This is a genomic window from Streptomyces sp. NPDC052299, from assembly GCF_040679335.1.
In the GTDB taxonomy this organism is placed as follows: domain Bacteria; phylum Actinomycetota; class Actinomycetes; order Streptomycetales; family Streptomycetaceae; genus Streptomyces.
Genome location: NZ_JBFAUP010000009.1, coordinates 131,232 through 150,133 on the forward strand (window position 1 = coordinate 131,232; position 18,902 = coordinate 150,133).

18 protein-coding genes are annotated in these 18,902 nt (G+C 71.7%); 12 read left to right on the forward strand and 6 right to left on the reverse strand.

Going from position 1 to position 18,902, the window contains the following annotated elements:
- Positions 1 to 158 precede the first annotated feature (158 nt).
- The 6 genes from AB0L33_RS17355 to AB0L33_RS17380 are packed head-to-tail and all read left to right on the forward strand — an operon-like array spanning position 159 to position 5,731.
- Positions 159 to 1,310, forward strand: coding sequence for an MFS transporter (locus AB0L33_RS17355; protein WP_365682206.1), 1,152 nt, complete (start codon positions 159 to 161; stop codon positions 1,308 to 1,310).
- Positions 1,307 to 3,631, forward strand: coding sequence for a molybdopterin oxidoreductase family protein (locus tag AB0L33_RS17360; RefSeq protein WP_365682208.1), 2,325 nt, complete (start codon positions 1,307 to 1,309; stop codon positions 3,629 to 3,631). Before AB0L33_RS17355 ends, AB0L33_RS17360 begins: the two co-directional genes overlap by 4 nt.
- 7 nt (positions 3,632 to 3,638) lie before the next feature.
- Positions 3,639 to 4,241 carry a 4Fe-4S dicluster domain-containing protein gene (locus tag AB0L33_RS17365; RefSeq protein WP_018104243.1) on the forward strand — a complete coding sequence of 201 codons (603 nt, stop codon included), beginning with the start codon at positions 3,639 to 3,641 and terminating at the stop codon, positions 4,239 to 4,241.
- A complete protein-coding gene (locus AB0L33_RS17370) occupies positions 4,238 to 5,047 on the forward strand; it encodes a Rieske (2Fe-2S) protein (RefSeq protein WP_365682210.1) in 810 nt (269 codons plus the stop codon). Before AB0L33_RS17365 ends, AB0L33_RS17370 begins: the two co-directional genes overlap by 4 nt.
- Positions 5,044 to 5,481 (forward strand): hypothetical protein, encoded by a 438-nt coding sequence (locus tag AB0L33_RS17375; RefSeq protein WP_365682212.1) that lies wholly within the window; start codon positions 5,044 to 5,046, stop codon positions 5,479 to 5,481. Before AB0L33_RS17370 ends, AB0L33_RS17375 begins: the two co-directional genes overlap by 4 nt.
- Positions 5,482 to 5,518: 37 nt before the next feature.
- Complete coding sequence (locus tag AB0L33_RS17380; protein WP_365682214.1) at positions 5,519 to 5,731, forward strand: hypothetical protein; 213 nt, start codon at positions 5,519 to 5,521, stop codon at positions 5,729 to 5,731.
- A gap of 46 nt (positions 5,732 to 5,777) precedes the next feature.
- Here AB0L33_RS17380 and AB0L33_RS17385 read toward each other — a convergent pair whose 3' ends face one another.
- The 5 genes from AB0L33_RS17385 to AB0L33_RS17405 all read right to left on the reverse strand — a co-directional run bounded on the left by AB0L33_RS17385 (position 5,778) and on the right by AB0L33_RS17405 (position 11,109).
- Positions 5,778 to 6,233, reverse strand: a complete 456-nt coding sequence (locus tag AB0L33_RS17385) for a hypothetical protein (RefSeq protein WP_365682216.1) — start codon at positions 6,231 to 6,233, stop codon at positions 5,778 to 5,780.
- Between the two features lie 357 nt (positions 6,234 to 6,590).
- Positions 6,591 to 7,424 (reverse strand): S-methyl-5'-thioadenosine phosphorylase, encoded by an 834-nt coding sequence (locus AB0L33_RS17390; protein ID WP_365682218.1) that lies wholly within the window; start codon positions 7,422 to 7,424, stop codon positions 6,591 to 6,593.
- A 109-nt stretch (positions 7,425 to 7,533) separates the two neighbouring features.
- Complete coding sequence (locus AB0L33_RS17395) at positions 7,534 to 7,860, reverse strand: FmdB family zinc ribbon protein (RefSeq protein ID WP_365682220.1); 327 nt, start codon at positions 7,858 to 7,860, stop codon at positions 7,534 to 7,536.
- 67 nt (positions 7,861 to 7,927) lie between these two features.
- The gene (locus tag AB0L33_RS17400) at positions 7,928 to 9,211 is read right to left on the reverse strand and encodes an MFS transporter (protein WP_365682221.1); all 1,284 of its coding nucleotides are present in this window, start codon (positions 9,209 to 9,211) and stop codon (positions 7,928 to 7,930) included.
- Positions 9,212 to 9,525: 314 nt separating this feature from the next.
- Entirely contained in the window at positions 9,526 to 11,109 is a 1,584-nt protein-coding gene (locus AB0L33_RS17405; protein WP_365682559.1) for a potassium/proton antiporter, read from the reverse strand.
- Positions 11,110 to 11,352: 243 nt separating this feature from the next.
- Between AB0L33_RS17405 and AB0L33_RS17410 the strand changes: the two genes are divergently transcribed.
- Positions 11,353 to 14,106, forward strand: coding sequence for a penicillin acylase family protein (locus AB0L33_RS17410; protein WP_365682223.1), 2,754 nt, complete (start codon positions 11,353 to 11,355; stop codon positions 14,104 to 14,106).
- Positions 14,107 to 14,132: 26 nt separating this feature from the next.
- Here the strand turns inward: AB0L33_RS17410 and AB0L33_RS17415 are convergent, their stop codons facing one another.
- Positions 14,133 to 14,717: a 5-formyltetrahydrofolate cyclo-ligase gene (locus AB0L33_RS17415; protein ID WP_365682225.1), complete on the reverse strand. Its 585-nt coding sequence runs from the start codon at positions 14,715 to 14,717 to the stop codon at positions 14,133 to 14,135.
- A 106-nt stretch (positions 14,718 to 14,823) separates the two neighbouring features.
- Here AB0L33_RS17415 and galU point away from each other — a divergent pair, with 106 nt between their 5' ends.
- The 5 genes from galU (at position 14,824) to AB0L33_RS17440 (ending at position 18,816) form a co-directional block, all read left to right on the forward strand.
- On the forward strand, positions 14,824 to 15,726 hold the full coding sequence (gene galU / locus AB0L33_RS17420; RefSeq protein WP_365682227.1) for a UTP--glucose-1-phosphate uridylyltransferase GalU: 903 nt from the start codon (positions 14,824 to 14,826) through the stop codon (positions 15,724 to 15,726).
- Between the two features lie 4 nt (positions 15,727 to 15,730).
- On the forward strand, positions 15,731 to 17,041 hold the full coding sequence (gene glp, locus AB0L33_RS17425; RefSeq protein WP_365682229.1) for a gephyrin-like molybdotransferase Glp: 1,311 nt from the start codon (positions 15,731 to 15,733) through the stop codon (positions 17,039 to 17,041).
- A 121-nt stretch (positions 17,042 to 17,162) separates the two neighbouring features.
- Entirely contained in the window at positions 17,163 to 17,663 is a 501-nt protein-coding gene (moaC, locus tag AB0L33_RS17430) for a cyclic pyranopterin monophosphate synthase MoaC (RefSeq protein ID WP_365682231.1), read from the forward strand.
- Entirely contained in the window at positions 17,660 to 18,175 is a 516-nt protein-coding gene (locus AB0L33_RS17435) for a MogA/MoaB family molybdenum cofactor biosynthesis protein (RefSeq protein ID WP_365682233.1), read from the forward strand. Before moaC ends, AB0L33_RS17435 begins: the two co-directional genes overlap by 4 nt.
- A 17-nt stretch (positions 18,176 to 18,192) precedes the next feature.
- Positions 18,193 to 18,816: a GNAT family protein gene (locus tag AB0L33_RS17440; protein ID WP_365682235.1), complete on the forward strand. Its 624-nt coding sequence runs from the start codon at positions 18,193 to 18,195 to the stop codon at positions 18,814 to 18,816.
- Positions 18,817 to 18,902: the final 86 nt, after the last annotated feature.

An 18,902-nucleotide genomic window follows, 5' to 3' on the forward strand; every position in this document is an offset into this window, starting at 1 on the left:
CAAGGTATCGCCGCGGGGTGTTGCGGTCTCGAGGGCTTCCCCGGGGCCCCCACCCCCCCCGCCCCACCCCCCGCCCCGCCCTCCCCCTCCCACGACTCACTCACCCCCTGGCTCCACAAAACAGGGCCAATCGCCACACACCGCCCTAACGTGGCACCGTGACCGAGCCACCTGAAGCCGCAGGCGCAGCCGCGCAGCCCGCACCCGGGGGTCGTACCGGGGCCGTCGACGAGGCCGGCGGCGCGTCCGTACCGGGTGGGTCCGGGCGGGCCGGAGGGCTCGTTCCCCGGTCCGTCACCGCGCGGGCGACCGCGGCGGGCGTCATCGTCTCCCTTCTGCTCGTCGTGGCCATCGTGCTCGGCAGCAGATTCCTGGAGCACTTCGACTCCGCGCTGCTGCCGTACGCCGTGGCCACGGTGTTCCTGGCCTTCGGCGTCGCGTACCGGTACACCGTGTGGGTCTCCGCCCCCGGCGCCAAGCGGCTGTTCAAGAAGGGCTGGGGGAGTCTCTTCTCGGTGGACAACTTCCGCCGCGCCCCCACCGCGCTGCCGAAGATGATCGCCACCTACCTCGGCTTCCAGAAGTTCCTCGGCGCCCGCTCGCACGCCCGCTGGGCCGCCCACCAGCTGATCTTCTGGGGCTGCATCCTGGCCGCGCTGATCACCTTCCCGCTGACCTGGGGCTGGTTCACCTTCACCTCGGGCACCGGTTCCGGACCCGGCTACGAGATGCGCATCTGGGGCTTCAAGATCCTCGGATTCGACTCCCTCGACTTCCTCGGTTGGCTGATGTTCCACGGCCTCGACATCGCCGCCGTCCTCGTCATCCCCGGCGCCTCCTACTTCCTGTGGCGGCGGATGAAGGACCGGGCGGCCGTCACCGGCCAGCGCTTCGCCTACGACCTCGTGCCGTTGATCGCGCTCATCGTCATCTCGGTGACCGGTCTGCTACTCACCTTCTCCTCGATCTTCCTGCACGGCGGCGGTTACGAGTTCCTGGCGATCCTCCACATGGTCGCGGTGGTCTTCACCCTCATCTACATCCCGTTCGGGAAGTTCTTCCACATCGTCCAGCGGCCCGCCGCCGTCGGAATGCAGCTGTTCAAGTACACCGGCAGGCAGGACGAGGAGGTCTTCGCCTGCCGCCGCTGCGAGGAACCGATCGACACCGCCCCGTACGTCGACAACCTGCGCGGCACCATGCGCGACCTCAGCCTCGGTTTTGACGAGTGGGCCGAATACTGCCCGCGCTGCAAGCGGGTGCTGCGAGGCAGCGCCTACCTCTCCCAGGTGAAGAAGGGCTTCAAGTGACCGCGGACTCGCGAACACCCGAACCGCATGCGGTCGTTCCCATCGATCCCTCCCTCGCACCGCCGGGCACCCGCGCCTTCCGCGACGCGGGCGGCATCCCCGCCGACCGGTGGCACGCGGACCAGAACGGCGAAACCCTCGTGCCCACCCACTGCTGCTTCTGCGGAGTCCAGTGCGGCATGTATCTGCGCGTCGACCGCGGCGGCAAGGTCTTCGGTGTCGAACCCCGCAACCACGACATCAACCGCATGCGCCTGTGCCCCAAGGGCATCAACGCCTACCAGCAGGTCAACCACCCCGACCGGCTCACCGCCCCCCTGATGCGCCGCTCCCGCGACGAGGACTTCCGCGAGGTCTCCTGGGACGAGGCGCTCGACTTCACCGTCGCCGAGATCCGGCGCATCCAGCAGGCGTACGGGAACGACGCCTTCGGGCTGCTCGGCGGAGCGAGCCTGTTCTCCGAGAAGACCTATCTGGTCGGCAAGTTCGCCCGGGTCGCCCTCAAGACCCGGCACGTCGACTACAACGGCCGGCTCTGCATGGTCAGCGCGGCCGGCGCCAACAAGCTCGCCTTCAACATCGACCGGGCCGGCAACCCCTTCTCCGACATCCTCCTCACCGACTGCCTGCTCATCGCCGGCTCCAACGTCGGCGAGTGCTTCCCCGTCATGACCCAGTACGTGTGGGGAGCCCGGGACCGGGGCGCCAGCCTCATCGTGGTCGACCCCCGCGAGACCGCCATCGCCCGGACCGCCGACATCCACGTCGCCCTCAAGCCCGGCACCGACTCGGCGTTCTTCAACTCCGTGCTGAACGTCGTCGTCGAGGAGGGCCTCACCGACGAGGCGTACCTCGCCGCCCATGCCACCGGCTGGGAGGAGGTCAAGGCCAAGGTCGCCGAATACCCGCCGTCCCGCGCCGCCGAGATCTGCGGCGTCCCCGCCGAACAGATCGTCCAGGTCGCCCGCACCTTCGCCCGCGCCCCCAAGGCCATGGCCTGGCACGCCCGGGGCATCGAACACCACTCGCAGGGCGTCGAGAACTGCCTCACCGTGATTAACCTCTGCACCGCCACCGGCCACATCGGCAAACCCGGCGCCGGCTACGGCACCCTCACCGGCCAGGGCAACGGGCAGGGCGGCCGCGAGCACGGCCAGAAGTCCGACCTCCTTCCCGGCGGACGTTCCATCAACAACGCGGAGCACCGGCGGCAGATCTGCGAGATCTGGGGCATCGACGAGTCCGAACTCCCGCCCGCCGGAACGTCGATGATGGAAATGGTCTGGCAGATGCAGCGCCGCGAGATCCGCGGCCTGATCGGCATCTGCAACAACCCCTTCGTCTCCCTGCCCAACTACAAGGTGGTCAAGGAGGGGTACGACGCCACAGAGTTCCACGCCCAATTCGACTTCTTCCTTTCCGAGACCGCCGCCAACGCGCACGTCGTCTTCCCCGTCACCACCTGGGCCGAGGACGACGGCGTCATGGCCAACGCCGAAGCCCGGGTGGTCAAGCACAACAAGGCCCAGGACCCGCCCCCAGGGGTCCGGACGGACACCTGGGTCATGTGTGAACTCGCCCGCCGGCTCGGCGCCGGCGACAAATTCGCCTTTGACAACTCGCGCCAGGTCTTCGACGAACTGCGGATCGCCTCCGCCGGCACCGTCAACGACTACTACGGCATCACCTACGAACGGCTGGAGGAGACCGGCGGCATCTCCTGGCCCTGCCCGTCCACCGACCACCCCGGAACCCCCCGGCTCTTCGAGGACGGCAGGACCTACCACCCCGACGGCAAGATCCACCTCCAAGTGGTCGAGTGGCACCCGCCGATGGACCCGTACGACGACGAGCACCCCATGACGCTCACCACAGGACGCACCGTCGCCCACTTCCTCTCCGGCAACCAGACCCGCAGACTCGGCGGCCTGGTCGAGCAGACCCCCCGCCCCTGGGCCGAGGTCCACCCCTCCCACGGCTTCCGCAACGGCGAACCGGTCCGCGTCGTCACCCGGCGCGGCAGCGAGGTCTTCCCCGCCCTGGTCACCGAGGCGATCCGCCCCGACACCGTCTTCATCCCGTACCACTGGCCGGTCCCCACCGCCGCCAACGCACTCACCATCGACGCCCTCGACCCCCGCTCCAAGATCCCCGAGTACAAGGTGTGCGCCTGCCGCATCGAGCACGCCGGGCGGATCGACGAGGTCCCCGCGCCCCCGGTCGCCCCCGGCCAGGTCGCCTACCCGGAGGCCCAGGTCTCCCGCACCGACCCGCTGCCGCCCACGTCCTCGCAGGGCCGCGGCACCTCGGAGAGGAGCTGATGCCCGCATGATGGGCCGAACGATCTTCATCGACCCGGGCCGCTGCATCGGCTGCCAGGCGTGTGTCTCCGCCTGCCGTGAATGCGACTCGCACCGCGGCAAATCCATGATCCACCTCGACTACACCGACGAGGGCCAGTCCGTCGCCTCCCTTCCCACCGTCTGCATGCACTGCGAGGACCCCGTCGCCCCGTGCGCCGAGGTGTGCCCGGCCGACGCGATCCTGGTGACCGCCGACGGCGTCGTGCAGCAGGCCGACACCACCCGCTGCATCGGCTGCGCCAACTGCGTCAACGCCTGCCCCTTCGGCGTACCGAAGATCGACCTCCAGGCGAAGCTGCAGATGAAGTGCAACCTCTGCTACGACCGCACCGCCTACGGCCTCGCCCCCATGTGCGCCACGGTCTGCCCGACCGGGGCGCTCTTCTACGGCACCGCCGAGGAACTCCAGGCCGAACGCCCCGGTGTCCAGGTCGCCGACTCCTTCGTCTTCGGCGAGAGCGAGGTCCGCACCGGCGTCGCGATGGTCGTACCCGCCGACCGGGTCCAGTGGCCGGTGCCCGGCGGCCTGCCCGTCGTGGAGATCAACGGGAAGGACGTCCGACGGTGACCGAGACCGGCTATCCGCCCCCCGGGGACCCGAAGCAGCCCCCGCCCCGCGACCCCGGCAGCACGCCGCCCGGCGCCCCCGGACAGCCGGCCTCCGGCGACCCCCGCGAGGCCCTGCACGACCGGATCGCCGCCGACGCCCTCACCACCCGGCGCGACTACCTGCGCATCGTCGCGACCGTGTCCGGCGGCCTCGCCGTCGGCGGCCTCGGCGTCGCCGGTGGCATCCTGCCCCGCCACGGCGACCCCGACGACGGCAAGGCCCCCACCCCCAAGAAGATCGCCGCCCAGCTCCTCCCCGGCGAGTCCATCGCCTTCGACTACCCCGACGAGGAGGACCGCGCCGTCGCCGTCCGGCTCAACGACGGCACGCTCGTCGGCTACTCCGCCATCTGCACCCACCTCGCCTGCGGGGTCCTCTGGCGCAAGGACCGGGGCACCGAGGGCGAGCTGTACTGCCCCTGCCACGAAGGCGTCTTCGACGCCCGCAGCGGCGAGGTCACCGCCGGACCGCCGCCCCGGGGGCTGCCCAAGGTCGTGCTCACCGAGGAGAGCGACGGCAGCATCTGGGCCGTCGGCACCACCCGGTCCGGCGAGAGCATCGAGCACGGGCTGTGCCGCCAGTTCGGCGAGGACCGCCCCGACCTGGCCTCCCGCCTCGGCTGCCCCGGTGTCCGCGACGGCGCCGAGGCACCCGCCGCCCCCGGCGCGACCGGCCGCACGGTGGCCCCGGGCCCGGTCGCCCCCGGCCCGGCCCGTACGCGCACCGGAGCAGGCGCGTCCGACACCCCCGGGAGCCCGTCATGAGCGACGACCACCGGCCCCCCGGGGCCCCGGACCCGCAGCCCGCCCCCGACCCCCAGACCCCCGGCCCCCCGCGGCACCCCGGCCCGCACTACCCCGAGTACCACCCCGGCAGCGCGCGGGCCGAACTCAACAGGCCCGTCCACGAGCGCTATCCGCAGATCCGGCCCACCAGCGGCTACGGCGACCCCCGCGTCCGCCACACCGGGCCCGGGCCCGGTGCCGGGACCGACCAGGAGCCCGAGCGGTCCTCCAAGCTCACCGCCCGCCTCGTGCTGGCCATGTCCGTCGTCATCGGGCAGCTGTGGGGCCTGACGGTCATCGTGGACGAGTGGATGGAGGGCAACTCCGGCACCGCCTGGTGGGGCGCCGGCTTCCTCTGCCTCTCGTTCCTCGTCGTCCTCGGGCTCTGGCTGCTCGACCCCAAGGACCGCTGACCCGCCGACCGGGGCGGGGCGGCCGTACCCTGGAGGCATGAGTACCGCCCCCGCCCCCGGACCGCGAGACGCGGAGCCCACCACGCCGCCGGACCGGCCCAGGCCCAGGCCGGCGCTGATCTTCGACGATCCGCTGGACCAGCAGTCGGCGGACGACACGGACCAGGGGTGGGGCGAGCGGGCTCCGTCCGGCGGCAGCGCCGCGGACCTCGCGCGCTTCCTGGACGAGAAGCCCCCGCACCACATCTGACGCCCGGCCCCGTCCGGGGCGGTGACCCAGCGGCGTACCGCCCGGCTCAGCACAGGACCACCGCGAAACCACCGGAGATCCCCGCCCCCGCCAGGCCGGCCGCCGTCGCCCTGGGCACCGCCAGCACGATCAGCGCGCCCTCGCCCGACGCGCCCCCGGCGTCCGTCGACGGCACCCGCTCCACGCGCGCACCCCTCGCCACCACCCGGGCCTCCGCCGCCCCCGGCTGCCCCGACGCGACCACGTCCACCCGGTCGCCCGGCCGCAGCAGCCGCACGGTCTCCGCGTCCGCGATCCGTACCGGCGCCGACACCAGGCGCACCGGAGGCGAAGCCCGCTCCCGGGACACCGCCCGCGCCGTATCACCGCCCTGCCCGCCCCCGCCGCCCCCGGCCAGTCCGGAGACGGCCAGCGCGGCCGCCGTCAGCGCCAGGCCCGCCGCCATCGACCGGCGCTGCCGCCACACCGCACGGCGCAGCCGTTGACCGGCGCCCCCGCGCACCCGTAGCGGAGGAAACGAGGGCACCCCGCACGGCGGGGGAGCGGGCAGCGGTCCCGGCGGCCCGCCCGCGTACGGAGCGGGGAGAGGGGCCTGGGGGAAGGAGTGGGAACCGGACGAGCGCATCGCGAACACCGCCTGCGTCAGGGGCCGATGGGGCAGGCCGGCGGCTGGAACCCCGAGGTCCCGGCTGCCGGACAACCCCCACGATGCACCGGCCGGCGGATTCCCGCCGGAGCCTGTGGACCGTCCACCGCATGTGGAAAACTCCGTCACCCACAGGCGGAAAACACAGCCAGCCGGAAACACAGCCGGGCGAACAACCCAGCCGGACGGGAACGCGGGCAGCCGGAACGTCCGCTACGGCAGCACGATCCCGGTGTCCATCCCGTCCAGCGCATGCCCGCACGCGCAGCCCCGGTCCTCCGCCGCAGGCAGCGCCGCCACCGCGTCGAAGAGGACCGAGCGCAGCCGGTCCACATTGGCGGCGAAGACCTTCAGCACCTCCTCGTGGGAGACGCCCTCGCCCGCCTCGGCGCCCGCGTCCAGGTCCGTGACCAGGGTCATCGTGGTGTAGCAGAGGCCCAGTTCGCGGGCGAGCACGGCCTCCGGGTGCCCGGTCATGCCGACCACGGACCAGCCCATCGCCGCGTGCCAGCGCGATTCGGCGCGGGTCGAGAAGCGCGGACCCTCGACCACCACCAGCGTCCCGCCGTCCACCGCGTCCCAGTCCCGGCCCCGCGCGGCCGCCAGCGCCACCTTGCGGCCCTCGGGGCAGTACGGGTCGGCGAAGCCCAGGTGCACCACGTTCGGCCGGACCCCGTCGGCCCGGGTCTCACCGTCGTAATAGGTCTGCACACGGGTCTTCGTCCGGTCCACCAGCTGGTCCGGCACGATCAGCGTGCCCGGACCGTACTCCGGGCGCAGGCCGCCCACCGCGCACGGCCCCAGCACCTGGCGCACGCCCACCGAGCGCAGCGCCCACAGGTTGGCGCGGTAGTTGATGCGGTGCGGGGGCACGTGGTGGCCCCGGCCGTGCCGGGGGAGGAAGGCGACCCTGCGGCCGCCGGTCTCGCCGATGAAGACGGAGTCGCTGGGGTCTCCGTAAGGGGTTTCCACGCGGACCTCGGTGACGTCCTCCAGGAAGGAGTACAGACCCGAGCCGCCGATCACGCCGATCTCTGCGTTCGCCATGCGGTCACCCTAGGCCGTGCCCGCAACGCGCCGTCCGGGGGGCGCGGGGACGCGAAAGCCCCGCCGAGCGGGTCGGCGGGGCTTTCGCGAAGGCTGTGGAGCCGGCTGCTCAGGCGGCCGACGTACCGCTCGTCGATGTGGAGGACGCGGACGCGGGGGCGGCCGACGACTTCGTCTCCGACGACGTCGAGGAGCTGGTGGAGGACGATCCGGAACCGGAGGTCTTCGAGGCCGAGGCCGGCGTGCTGCTCGAGGAGGAGCCGCGGCTGTCGTTCCGGTAGAAACCGGAACCCTTGAAGACGATGCCGACCGCCGAGAACACCTTCTTCAGGCGTCCGTCGCAGTTCGGGCACACCGTGAGGGCGTCATCGGTGAACTTCTGCACCGCTTCGAGGCCCTCGCCACACTCGGTGCACTGGTACTGGTAGGTCGGCACTTTGTTCCTCCTGGCACTCTGACTCGATGAGTGCTAACGACGCTCCATAGTGACGTATTCCGCTGGATCAGTCCACCGTGACCGGCCCGCGGTGACCGATACCACGCGCCACGGTCCGCCCCACACCGGCCGGCAGGAGCCTCGAACGCAGCGTCAGCAGGGTCGCCAGGGCCAGCACCGTACCCACCAGCGGGACCAGGAAACCGGCGCTCGCGCCGTGCCCGTCCGCGAGCCGGCCGGCCACCGTCACCGCGGCCGCCTGGCCCAGCGCCACCGCGCCCGTCAGCCAGGTGAACGCCTCGGTCCGCGCCGAGCCCGGCACCAGCGCCTCGACCAGCGTGTAGCCGCTGATCAGGGCCGGAGCGATGCAGAGCCCGACCAGCAGGCCCAGCCCGGCGAGCAGCGGCGCCGAGTGGACCGCCCACAGGCCCGACGCGGTCAGCGCCAGCCCGGTGTAGCCGACCAGCAGGCGGCGACGGGGGCCGGACTTCCAGGCGATGGCCCCGCAGGCGATCCCGGCGAGCATGTTGCCCGCGGCGAAGATCCCGTACAGCACACCGTTGGCACCCGGGTTGCCGATCTCCTCGGCGAACGCGGTCAGCGAGACCTGCATGCCGCCGAAGACCGAGCCGATGCCGAGGAAGGCGACCGCCAGCACGCGCACACCGGGGACGGACAGGGCGGAGGCGTGCCGCTCCGCGCCCGGCAGGGCGCGCTCGCGGACCGGCGGCTGCGTGGCGCGCCGCGCAGCGAAGAGCAGACCGCCGACCAGGGTGAGCGCGGCCTCCGCGATCAGCCCGGCCGCCGGGTGCACGCCCGTGCAGAGCGCGGTGGCGACGACCGGGCCGATGACGAAGGTGAACTCGTCCGTCACCGACTCGAACGCGGCGGCCGTCGCCAGCAGCGGGGACGCCTCGCGGCCCGGTGCCGCGCCGAGCATCGCCGCCCAGCGCGCCCGCACCATGGGGCCGATCTGCGGGACGGACGCGCCGGTCGGGACCGCCGCGGCGAACAGGGCCCACAGGGGCGCGTCCGCCAGGGCGAGCGTCACCAGGAGCGAGACGGAGGCGGCGTGGACCAGGACGCCGGGCAGCAGCACGGCCCGCTGGCCGAACCGGTCGGCGAGCTTGCCGGTCTGCGGCGCGAACAGGGCCATCGAGACCCCGGTGACGGCCGCGACGGCGCCGGCGCTGCCGTACGAGCCGGTGGTGTGCTGGACCAGCAGCACGATGCCGATGGTCAGCATCGCGAAGGGCTGCCGGGCGGCGAAGCCGGGGAGAAGGAAGGTCCACGCCCCGGGGGTGCGCAGCAGCTGCCCGTATCCGGGGCGTTCGGAGACCGTGGACGCCACGGTCCTTGCCTTTCCGCCGCCTGGTGGCCGTGCCCGCGGGGCGGCCGGCACAGTGGTGCGGGCCCGGGCGGGCTGCCGAGAGCTGTCCTCTTCGCGCGGAACTGCGGTAGATGCCGGGCGCTCGCGGCCGGTGTGCGGGGCACAGCCGGTGCGGAGGACGCCACGACCGCCATACGGTCGCGCCAGCTCTGCGTCAGGCAGAGTTGGTCGATCAATTGGTGGTTCTGGGTTTCCTTCATGTTACAGGCAGGGAGGGCGGGGCCCCTGTGTTTGTGTGCGCCCCGCCCCTCGCCGCCTGTGAACACGGTGTGTGCTCAGTGATGTGCCTTCGCGTTGCGCTTCTTGCCGTCGTCCGCTCGTCCGCCGAACTTCTTCACCGCCTTGAGCGCCCCGGCCACCTGGGGCACCGGGGACTCCATTCCGGAGGGGTGCCCGCCGGGCGTGCCGAGCCAGCCGGCCAGCTTGCCGCCCTCGGCGACCGCGCGCAGCCTCGCCTCGGCCGCGTCGCGCACCGGGTCGGTGGCCACGACGAGCAGTTCGTCGCCGCGCCTGAGCACCGTCGACGGGGCGGGGACGAAGCTCTTGTCGTCGCGCACCACGAGGGTGACCGCGGCGCCGGCGGGCATGCGGAGCTCCCCGACCTCGACGCCGTGCATCTTCGACTCCGCGGGGATGGCCACCGACAGCAAGTGCCCGCGCAGCCGTTCCAGGGGCGCCGATTCGATGCCCAGGTCGGCGGCGTCGGACGGGTCGTCCTTGATGTCGAGGGCCTTGGCGAGCCAGGGGAGGGTCGGGCCCTGGATGAGGGTGTAGACGATGACCAGGACGAAGACGATGTTGAAGACCCGGGTGGAGCCGTCGATTCCGGACACCATGGGGATGGTCGCCAGAATGATGGGGACGGCGCCGCGCAGCCCGGCCCACGACATGAGGGCCTTCTCCTGCCAGGGCAGCCGGAACGGCAGCAGCGAGATGAAGACTTCCAGCGGTCGTGCCACCACGGTCAGCACCAGGCCCACGACGACGGCGGGCCAGAAGTCGTCCAGCAGGTCGTGCGGGGTGACCAGCAGGCCGAGCAGGACGAACATGCCGATCTGGGCGAGCCAGCCGAGCCCGTCCGCGAAGCCTCGGGTCGCCGGCCAGTGCGGCAGCTTGGCGTTGCCGAGGATCATCGAGGCGAGGTAGACGGCCAGGAAGCCACTGCCGTGGAGCATGGCGCCGGCCGCGTACGCGGACACCGCGATGGCCATGACGGCGATCGGGTAGAGGCCGGAGGCGGGGAGCGCGACATGGCGCAGCCCGTACGCGCCGAGCCAGCCCACGGCGATGCCGAGGGCGGCGCCGATGGCCAGCTCCAGGGCTATCTCGCCGATCAGCACGTACCAGCTGTCGACCTCGCCGATGGTCGAGAAGGCGACGACGAGGATGACGACGGGGGCGTCGTTGAAGCCGGACTCGGCCTCCAGGACGCCGGTGACGCGGGCGGGCAGCGGGACCTTGCGCAGGACGGAGAAGACCGCGGCGGCGTCCGTCGAGGAGACGACCGCGCCGATGATGAGCGCCTGCCGCCACTCCAGACCGACCAGGTAGTGGGCCCCGGCCGCGGTCACGCCGACGCTGATGCCGACGCCGACGAGCGACAGCATCGCGGCTGCCGGGAGCGCCGGTCTGATCTCTTTCCACTTCGTGCCGAGCCCGCCCTCGGCGAGGATCACGACGAGCGCCGCGTAGCCGATGACCTGCGTCAGTTCCGCGTTGTCGAACTTGACGTCGAAGAAGCCGTCCTGGCCCAGGGCGATGCCGATGCCGAGGTACAGGAGCAGGCTGGGGAGCCCGCTGCGGGACGAGATGCGGACCGCCACGACGGCGACGAGCAGGACGAGTGAGCAGACGAGCAGGAGTTCGTTGAGCGTGTGGACAGTCAGTGGCCGGTCCTTTCCCTGCGTACGCCTGCCGGATCGTCTTCCGGCGGCCGGTACTTCGTTACCTTACCTAATCTTTAACGCTTTCTTGATGCGTTCGAGCATTCGTACGATCGCTACGCAATTCGAGCCATCCTGATACCGCGTCCGAGTGGGTTACGCGCTGCGCCTATGGTTGCTCCTGCACTCCCAGGACCGCCCTGCCCTCGAAGGACAGCGATGCCCGCCACAACAACCGCCTCTTCCGGATCCACCGGTACCGCCGGTGGCGGGCCGCGCAAGAAGAAGAAGGGGCGCCGCGCCCGACTGCTCTTGATCGTCCTGGTGCTGGCGCTCGTCGCGGGCATCGGTTACGGGACCTACTGGTCCGTGTCCACCGTGCGCGCCTCCTACCCGCAGACCAACGGGACCATCCACCTGGACGGACTCTCCGGCAACGTCGACGTCAAGCGCGACGGCTACGGGATTCCGCAGATCTACGCGGACTCGGACGCCGACCTGTTCCGCGCCCAGGGCTTCGTGCAGGCGCAGGACCGCTTCTGGGAGATGGACGTGCGCCGCCACATGACGGCCGGCCGGCTCTCCGAGATGTTCGGCTCCGGGCAGGTCGAGACGGACTCCTTCCTGCGGACGCTGGGCTGGCGCAAGGTCGCGCAGGAGGAGTACGACACCGTCCTGTCCGAGGAGACCAAGAAGAACCTCCAGGCCTACGCGGACGGCGTGAACGCCTACCTCAAGGGGCGCGACGGCAAGGACATCTCCGTCGAGTACGCCGCGCTCGGCCTCACCAACGACTACAAGCCGTCGGAGTGGACCCCGGTCGACTCGGTCGCCTGGCTGAAGGCCATGGCCTGGGACCTGCGCGGCAACATGCAGGACGAGATCGACCGCTCGCTGATGACGAGCCGGCTCGACGCCGACGAGATCAAGCAGCTCTACCCCGCGTACCCGTACGACAAGCACGAGCCGATCGTCACCGAGGGCGGCGTCTCCCCGGTCACCGGCACCTTCGACCCGAAGGCGACGGACACCGGCGCGAGCGGCGCGAACACCGTGGCGGACGCGACCCAGGGTCTGAACACGCAGCTCGGCGCGCTCTCCGACACCCTTGACGAGATCCCCGCACTGCTCGGTCCGAACGGCACCGGCATCGGCTCGAACTCCTGGGTGGTCTCGGGCAAGTACACGACGACCAACAAGCCGCTGCTGGCCAACGACCCGCACCTCGCGCCGATGTTGCCGTCCCTCTGGTACCAGATGGGCCTGCACTGCCGGCAGGTCTCCGAAACCTGCAAGTACGACACGGCCGGGTACACCTTCTCCGGCATGCCCGGTGTGATCATCGGCCACAACCAGGACATCGCCTGGGGCTTCACCAACCTCGGCGCCGACGTCACCGACCTCTTCCTGGAGAAGGTCACCGCAGACGGCTACCTGTACGACGGCAAGACCAAGCCCTTCACCACCCGCGAGGAGACCATCAAGGTCGCGGGCGGCAAGGACCGGCACATCACGGTCCGCGAGACCAACAACGGCCCGCTGGTCTCCGACCGCAGCAGCGAGCTGGAGAAGGTCGGCCAGAAGGCCCCCGTCACCAACTCGGCGCCGGACCGCGCCGACGGTTACGCCGTCGCCCTGAAGTGGACCGCGCTGGAGCCCGGCCACTCCATGGACGCCGTCTTCGAGCTGAACCGCGCCAACGACTTCACGAGCTTCCGCAAGGCGTCCGAGCACTTCGAGGTGCCCTCGCAGAACCTCATCTACGCCGACACCAAGGGCAACATCGGCTACCAGGCCCCCGGCAAAATTCCGGTCCGCAAGCAGGGCGACGGCACCACGCCCAGCCCCGGCTGGACGTCGGCTTACGGCTGGAAGAAGGACCCGATCCCGTTCGCCGAGCTGCCCTACGAGTACAACCCGGAGCGCGGCTACATCGTCACCGCGAACCAGGCGGTCATCGACGAGGACAAGTACCCCTACCTGCTCACCAAGGACTGGGGCTACGGCAGCCGCAGCCAGCGGATCAACGACCTCATCCAGTCGAAGATCAAGGGCGGCGGCAAGATCTCGACCGAAGACATGCAGAAGATGCAGATGGACAACACCAGCGAGATCGCCGCGCTGCTGGTGCCCGAGCTGCTGAAGATCAACATCGCCGACAAGGACGTCCGCGAGGCGCAGAAGCTGCTGGAGGGCTGGGACTACACCCAGGAGGCCGACTCGGCCGCCGCCGCGTACTTCAACGGCGTCTGGCGCAACATCCTCAAGCTCGCCTTCGGCGACAAGCTGCCCAAGGAGATGCGCGTCGAGGGCGAGTGCCTGAACGTGCCCCCGGCGAAGAACTCGGGCCCGGCCGACGAGCAGGACCGGCTGGTGCGCGAATGCGGTCAGCGCTCCCCGGACTCCGCGCAGCCCGACGGCGGTGACCGCTGGTACCAGGTCGTCGCGAACCTCATGGACAAGCCGGACAGCAAGTGGTGGAAGTCGCCCAGGAGCCGCAAGGACAAGGCGACCGAGACCCGCGACCAGCTGTTCGCCCGCGCCATGGAGGACGCGCGCTGGGAGCTGACCGCCAAGATGGGCAAGGACATCACCACCTGGAACTGGGGCCGGCTCCACCAGCTGACCCTCAAGAACCAGACCCTGGGCACCGAGGGCCCCGGACTCCTCCAGCGGCTCCTGAACCGCGGCCCCTGGAACCTCGGCGGCGGCGAGGCCGCGGTGGACGCCACCGGCTGGAACGCGGCCGGCGGCTACGAGGTGGTCTGGGTGCCGTCGATGCGGATGGTCGTCAACGTGGCCGACTGGGACAAGTCCCGCTGGATCAACCTCACCGGCGCCTCCGGGCACGCGTTCGCCGCGCACTACACCGACCAGACCGACAAGTGGGTCAACGGTGAACTGCTGCCCTGGGCCTACGGCACGAACGCCGTGGCCGGGACGACGACGGACACCCTGACCCTGAAACCGTAGGCGCGCCCCCGAGGGCCCCCGGTGCTTCAGTTCACGCCGAAGCGCCGGGGGCCCTCTGGTGTGACCACCGCGTCCACGGGGAAGTCGTGCGGCTCGGCCGGGACCTTTTCGGCCACCTCGTTCGCGTACAGCAGGACGATGAGCGCGGGGGTGGCACCGGCGGCCGTCAGGCGGGCCAGCACCCGGTCGTAGCTGCCGCCGCCGCGCCCCAGGCGCATGCCGCGCGCGTCCACCGCGAGACCGGGCAGCAGCACCGCGTCCGCGTCCAGCACGGCGTCGGGGCCCAGCCGTCCACCGGTGGGTTCGAGCAGCCCGCGCCCCGCCTTCGCGAGCCCTTCCGCGCCCTCGTACGGTGCCCAGTCCAGGTCGTTGTCGGCGAGGAGCACCGGAAGCAGCACCCGTACGCCCCGCGCGCGCAGCGCGTCCAGCAGCGCGCGGGTGCCCGGTTCGCGCCCCACCGAGACGTACGCGGCAACGGTACGGGCCCCGCTCAGCTCCGGCAGTCCGAGCGCGTGGCGGGCGAGGACCGAGGCGGCACGTGCGGCGTCCTGGTCCGTCAGGAGGCGGCGCGCGGCCAGCAGTTCACGCCGCAGCGCGGCCTTTGCGGACATGTCGGTGTTCAACGGGCATCAACCGGCCTCTCGGACAGGTCCATATGAGGACAAAGTTAACCGGAGCCTCATCTTCCGCCCATGTGGCCCCGTTAGGGTTCAGCGCATGACCCAGTCGAACCCCAGGATCAGCAAGGCCGTCATCCCGGCGGCGGGCCTCGGGACCCGCTTCCTCCCGGCCACCAAGGCCACCCCCAAGGAGATGCTGCCTGTTGTCGACAAGCCTGCCATCCAGTACGTCGTCGAGGAAGCGGTGGCCGCCGGGCTGCACGACGTACTCATGGTCACCGGCCGGAACAAGCGTCCCCTGGAGGACCACTTCGACCGGAACTACGAGCTGGAGGGCGCCCTGACCCGCAAGGGCGACGCCGACCGGCTGCGCAAGGTCCGCGAGTCCACCGACCTCGCCACCATGCACTACGTCCGCCAGGGCGACCCCAGGGGTCTGGGGCACGCCGTCCTGTGCGCCGCGCCGCACGTCGGCGACGAGCCGTTCGCGGTGCTCCTGGGCGACGACCTCATCGACCCCCGTGACCCGCTGCTGACCCGGATGACGGCGGTCCAGGAGCGCGAGGGCGGCAGCGTCATCGCGCTCATGGAGGTCCCGCCCGCGATGATCCACCAGTACGGCTGCGCGGCCGTGGAGCCCACCGCAGAGACGGACGTCGTGCGCGTCACCGGCCTGGTCGAGAAGCCGGAACCCGCCGACGCGCCCAGCAACCTCGCGATCATCGGCCGCTACGTCCTGGACCCCGCGGTGTTCGGGATACTGCGCCGGACCGAGCCGGGCCGGGGCAACGAGATCCAGCTGACCGACGCCCTGCAACTGCTCGCCGAGGACGAGAAGGCCGGCGGCCCCGTGCACGGCGTCGTCTTCAAGGGGCGCCGCTACGACACCGGCGACCGCAGCGACTATCTGCGTGCCATTGTCAGACTCGCGTGCGAACGTGATGATCTGGGGCCGGAGTTCCGCAGTTGGCTCCGCCGGTACGTCACCGAGGAGATGTAGCACGTTGAGCAGCACGATCTGGTCGGTGGACGAGCACCTGGAAGACATCCTCGCCGCGGTGAAGCCGCTCGAACCCATCGAGCTGCAACTGCCCGAGGCCCAGGGCTGCGTCCTGGTCGAGGACGTCGTGGTGGAGGTCGCGCTGCCGCCCTTCGACAACAGCTCCATGGACGGTTACGCGGTCCGCGTCGCCGATGTCGAGGGCGCGACCGAGGAGTTCCCCGCCGTCCTCACCGTCATCGGGGACGTCGCGGCCGGGGACGACGGCCTCGGCCCCGGCCGGCGCGTCGGCGCGGGCGAGGCCGCCCGCATCATGACCGGCGCCCCGCTCCCGGAGGGCGCCGAGGCCGTCGTCCCCGTCGAGTGGACCGACGGCGGCACGGGCGAGGGCCCCGCCGCCGCGATGCGCGCCCACAGCGACGCCCCGGAGGGCGCCGCCGGCGAGGTCCGCGTCCACCGCCCCGCCGAGGCCGGCGCCCACGTCCGCGAGCGGGGCAGCGATGTGCGCCCCGGTGACCTCGCGCTCAAGGCGGGCACGGTGATCGGACCGCCCCAGATCGGCCTGCTCGCCGCGATCGGCCGCTCCACCGTCAAGGTGCGGCCCCGCCCCCGCGTCGTCGTCCTGTCCACCGGCAGCGAACTCGTGCAGCCCGGCGGCGAGCTGACCGGCGGGCAGATCTACGACTCCAACAGCTTCGCCCTCACCGCGGCCGCCCGGGACGCCGGGGCCATCGCCTACCGCGTCGGTGCCGTCGCCGACGACGCCGAGACCCTGCGCGCCACCATCGAGGACCAGCTCATCCGCGCCGACCTCCTCGTCACCACGGGCGGCGTCAGCGTCGGCGCGTACGACGTGGTGAAGGAGGCCCTGTCCTCCGTCGGCGACGAGGACGAGCCGGGCGGCGGCGTGGACTTCCGGAAGCTCGCCATGCAGCCGGGCAAACCGCAGGGCTTCGGCTCCATCGGCCCCGACCACACCCCGCTGCTCGCCCTCCCCGGCAACCCCGTCTCCAGCTACGTCTCCTTCGAGCTGTTCGTCCGCCCCGTGATCCGCACCCTGATGGGCCTGCCCGCGAGCGACCGCCCGACGGTGCGGGCCGCCCTCGTCGCGGACAAGGCCCTGTCCTCACCCGCCGGGAAGCGGCAGTTCCTGCGCGGGACGTACGACGCCGAGGCGGGCACCGTCGCGCCCGTCGGCGGCTCCGGCTCGCATCTGATCGCCGCGCTCGCCCGGGCGGACGCCCTGATCGTGCTCCGCGAGGACGTCACCTCCGCCGAACCCGGCTCCGACACCGAGGTGATCCTGCTCCGCTGACCGGGCCCCGGTGGCGGTACGGTATCTGGCGCTGTGCCGTCCGGGGGACACCCCCCGGCTCCCGGACCCGCGCCCCGGTGCGGCCCGGGGAATCCGGCGCCCTACCGCTAGGCGGAGTGAGTTGAGTACGCAGAACAGGCTGACGCACATCGACGAGGCGGGGGCCGCCCGCATGGTCGACGTCTCCGGGAAGGACGTCACCGCGCGCGTCGCCCGGGCCGGCGGGCGGGTCCTCGTGTCGCCGCGTGTGATCGAACTGCTCCGGGGCGAGGGGGTCCCCAAGGGCGACGCCCTCGCCACCGCGCGGATCGCCGGGATCATGGGCGCCAAGCGCACCCCGGACCTGATCCCCCTCTGCCACCCGCTGGCCGTCTCCGGCGTCGGCGTCGAGCTGAGCGTGACCGACGACGCCGTGGAGATCACCGCCACGGTGAAGACCACCGACCGCACGGGCGTCGAGATGGAGGCCCTGACCGCGGTGTCCGTCGCCGCGCTCACCATCGTGGACATGGTCAAGGCGGTCGACAAGGCCGCGGTCATCACGGACATCCGGGTCGAGGCGAAGTCGGGCGGCAAGTCCGGCGACTACGTACGCGCCCAGGCGCCCGGGACCGACGCGTGAGCGCCGCCGACGCCCCGGCCCCGTACCGCGCCCTCGTCGTGACCGCGTCGAACCGCGCATCCGCCGGGGTCTACGCGGACAAGGGCGGGCCGCTGATCGCCGAGGCGCTGACGGGGCTCGGCTTCACCGTCGACGGCCCGGAGGTCGTGCCCGACGGCGACCCGGTCGAGCAGGCGCTGCGGACCGCGGTGGCATCCGCGTACGACGTGGTCGTCACCACGGGCGGTACGGGCATCTCACCCACCGACCGCACCCCCGAGGCCACCCGCCGCGTCCTGGACCACGAAGTGCCCGGCATCCCCGAGGCGATCCGGGCCGAGGGCCGCGACAAGGTCCCCACCGCCGCGCTCTCGCGCGGCCTGGCGGGCGTGGCCGGGCGCACCCTGATCGTCAACCTCCCCGGCTCGACCGGCGGGGTGCGCGACGGACTCGCCGTCCTCGAACGCCTCCTGGTGCACGCCGTGGACCAGCTGCGCGGTGGCGACCACCCCCGACCCGGGAGCCCGAGCTGAACGTCCCGACCTGGCCGGTGATCCTGGTGGACGGCGATGTCGCCCTCCGGCCCATCAAGCTGCGCGACCAGCGCGACTGGCGCGAGGTCAACCGGCGCAACCGGGACTGGCTGCGCCCCTGGGAGGCGACGGTCCCGCCCCCCGCGCCCGGCGGACCGGTCGCCCAGCGGCCCACGTACCGCCAGATGATCCGCCATCTGCGCTCCGAGGCGAACGCGGGCCGGATGCTGCCGTTCGCCATCGAGTACCGGGGCCGGCTGGTCGGGCAGCTGACCGTCGCCGGGATCACCTGGGGCTCGATGTGCTCGGGACACGTCGGCTACTGGGTGGACCGCGAGGTGGCCGGGCGCGGGGTGATGCCGACCGCCGTCGCGCTCGCCGTCGACCACTGCTTCCAGGTGGTGGGCCTCCACCGCATCGAGGTGTGCATTCGGCCGGAGAACGGGCCGAGCCGGCGGGTGGTGGAGAAACTCGGATTCCGCGAAGAGGGGCTGCGGCCGCGTTATCTGCACATCGACGGGGCGTGGCGCGACCACCTGATCTACGCGCTGACGGCGGAGGAAGTGCCGGACGGAATGCTGCGGAGATGGCACCGCTCGCGGCCCCTTCCCCGTACGGATCAGCCGGAGCCTCCCGCGTAATAAAAACTTTGTTCGAATTGCTCTCGATCGGATGATCCGCGCCCTTGTAAAAAAAGTCCGCGATATCGACCGGATCGCGCGACACA

What these genes read in the sequence shown, in the direction of transcription:
- AB0L33_RS17410 (WP_365682223.1), top strand. Translation starts at nt 11,353, where the DNA reads ATGCCCGCCACAACAACCGCCTCTTCCGGATCCACCGGTACCGCCGGT.
- AB0L33_RS17415 (WP_365682225.1), bottom strand. Translation starts at nt 14,717, where the DNA reads ATGTCCGCAAAGGCCGCGCTGCGGCGTGAACTGCTGGCCGCGCGCCGC.
- AB0L33_RS17380 (WP_365682214.1), top strand. Translation starts at nt 5,519, where the DNA reads ATGAGTACCGCCCCCGCCCCCGGACCGCGAGACGCGGAGCCCACCACG.
- galU (WP_365682227.1), top strand. Translation starts at nt 14,824, where the DNA reads ATGACCCAGTCGAACCCCAGGATCAGCAAGGCCGTCATCCCGGCGGCG.
- AB0L33_RS17390 (WP_365682218.1), bottom strand. Translation starts at nt 7,424, where the DNA reads ATGGCGAACGCAGAGATCGGCGTGATCGGCGGCTCGGGTCTGTACTCC.
- AB0L33_RS17365 (WP_018104243.1), top strand. Translation starts at nt 3,639, where the DNA reads ATGATGGGCCGAACGATCTTCATCGACCCGGGCCGCTGCATCGGCTGC.
- AB0L33_RS17375 (WP_365682212.1), top strand. Translation starts at nt 5,044, where the DNA reads ATGAGCGACGACCACCGGCCCCCCGGGGCCCCGGACCCGCAGCCCGCC.